This window comes from uncultured Campylobacter sp. (genome assembly GCF_938018145.1).
Taxonomy (GTDB): Bacteria; Campylobacterota; Campylobacteria; order Campylobacterales; family Campylobacteraceae; genus Campylobacter_A.
The window spans coordinates 1-1,893 of record NZ_CALIII010000428.1; the positions used below are offsets into that span (position 1 = coordinate 1).

Genomic DNA, 1,893 nt, shown 5'->3' on the forward strand with positions numbered 1-1,893 from the left:
TCCTTTTTACGCCGCTTGCAGGGTAAAATTTGACGTTTTCAAGCTCTTTTAGCGCAACTTCTCGTAGTGTTTTGCCCTCGATTTTTGGCTCGTCCATGGCGATAAACCACTGCTTTGTCGCGCGGTAGATGACCGGCTTGTGCGTTCTCCAGCAAAATGGATATGAGTGGACGAATTTGCTAACTTTTAGCAAATTTGAGCCTAAAAGCTCTAAAATTTTCTCGTTTGCTTTAAAGATATGCATGCCGATTAGTTCGTCCGCTACGCCCTCTGGAAATAACTTTTTGGCCTTTAGCGTCTCGTCGTATAGACCGCCTTCATCGACGGGCATGATGACTTCGATGCCGTATTTTAGGCTCACGTGGTAGTCGTCCTCGCCGTGCCCCGGGGCAGTGTGAACTAGACCCGTACCGCCGTCCATAGTGACGTGATCGCCTAGGATAAATAGCGATTTTCTGCCGTTTAGCGGATTTACCGCGTGCAGGTTTTCTAGCTCTGCCGAGGCAAATTCTTTTAAAATTTCGCCCTTAGTTAGACCTTCTTTTTCTAGCTCGCTTAGCATCTCTTTGGCAAATATCAAATTTTCAGCCGTTAAAACGTAAATTTCATTTGGATTTAGCGAGATGGCTTGGTTTGCCGGCAGCGTCCAAGGCGTGGTCGTCCAGATGACCGCGCTGGCGTCTTTTGCGCCTATTTTCGCTGCGGCTTCCTCGCCTAGCTTAAACGCGACGTAGATGCTGTAGTCTTCTTTGTCCTCGTACTCGACCTCTGCCTCGGCTAGAGCGCTTCTAGCCGCCCAGCTCCAGTACACCGGCTTGCTTCGCTCGATCAAAAGTCCGCGTTTGGCGACTTTGCAAAGCGTTTTGTAAATTTCGGCTTCAAATTTAAATTTCATCGTCAGATACGGGTCGTCCCAGTCGCTGGCGACGCCTAGCTGTTTAAAGCTCTCCTTTTGCACCTCGATAAACTCTCTGGCGTGCTCTCGGCAAAGCTCGCGGATTTGCGTTTTGCTGAGGCTTTTTTTCTTATCGCCCAGTTTTACCTCGACTTGCTGCTCGATCGGTAGTCCGTGGCAGTCCCAGCCCGGCGTAAATCTCACGTTTTCGCCGAAGAAATAGTGCGTTTTTAAGATGATGTCTTTTAGGGTTTTGTTTAGCGCGTGTCCGATGTGGATGTTGCCGTTGGCGTATGGAGGGCCGTCGTGCAGAGTGAAGCTTTTGGCGGCTTTTTGCCTTTTAGCTTTCATTTTTTCGTAGATTTTTCTATCCTCAAACCACGATTTTAAGCGTTTGGGTTCGTTTTCGGGCAGGTTGCCGCGCATGGGAAATTCGGTGTTTGGAAGCAATAATGTATCTTTGTAATCCATAGGTTCGCCTTGAAGTAAAAAATTGGTAGATTTTATCCAAACGGCGATTAAACGCTACTGAAAAAACGCTATTTTAAGCTAAATTTATGTAAGATATTTTTAGCTTTTAAAGGAGAAAACAGTGAAAAACGCACTACTGATCATTGGCGAAGATATCGGCGTAAACGCGCCTTTTTTAGATTATATTTTTTGCGCTTACAAGCGGCATTTCGGCGAGCTTGGCGAGTTTAGATTCGTCAGTAAAAGCGATAAGGAGCTGCCGTTTATCATCGAACATCTTTGTGCGCGCTCCGATAGTCTTTGTATCTACGCGTCGAGTCAAAACTGCTCCGTCGCGGCAAAAATTTTAGCTACGTTAAGCGGCGATATTTTGGAGCTAAAATCCCCGCAAATGCTAGCTCCCAGCAGGGCCGAGAAATTTAGCGACGAGGGCTTTTTAATCAAACTAAATCAAACTTACGTAAATTTATTAAAGGCCGGCGCGAACCAAAAACTGCCTGCCATAGATATCAAAACGCAGCGAGATT

1 protein-coding gene and 1 pseudogene are annotated in these 1,893 nt (G+C 46.5%); one reads left to right on the plus strand and one right to left on the minus strand.

Annotated elements, in window-relative coordinates:
• The coding region (locus tag Q0338_RS10050; protein WP_298086603.1) for a class I tRNA ligase family protein at positions 1 to 1,366 on the minus strand (1,366 nt) is incomplete at its 3' end.
• A 121-nt stretch (positions 1,367 to 1,487) separates the two neighbouring features.
• On the opposite strand from Q0338_RS10050, the pseudogene Q0338_RS10055 reads away from it, so the two are divergent.
• Positions 1,488 to 1,893: pseudogene (locus Q0338_RS10055) on the plus strand (CinA family protein); the annotation flags it as partial.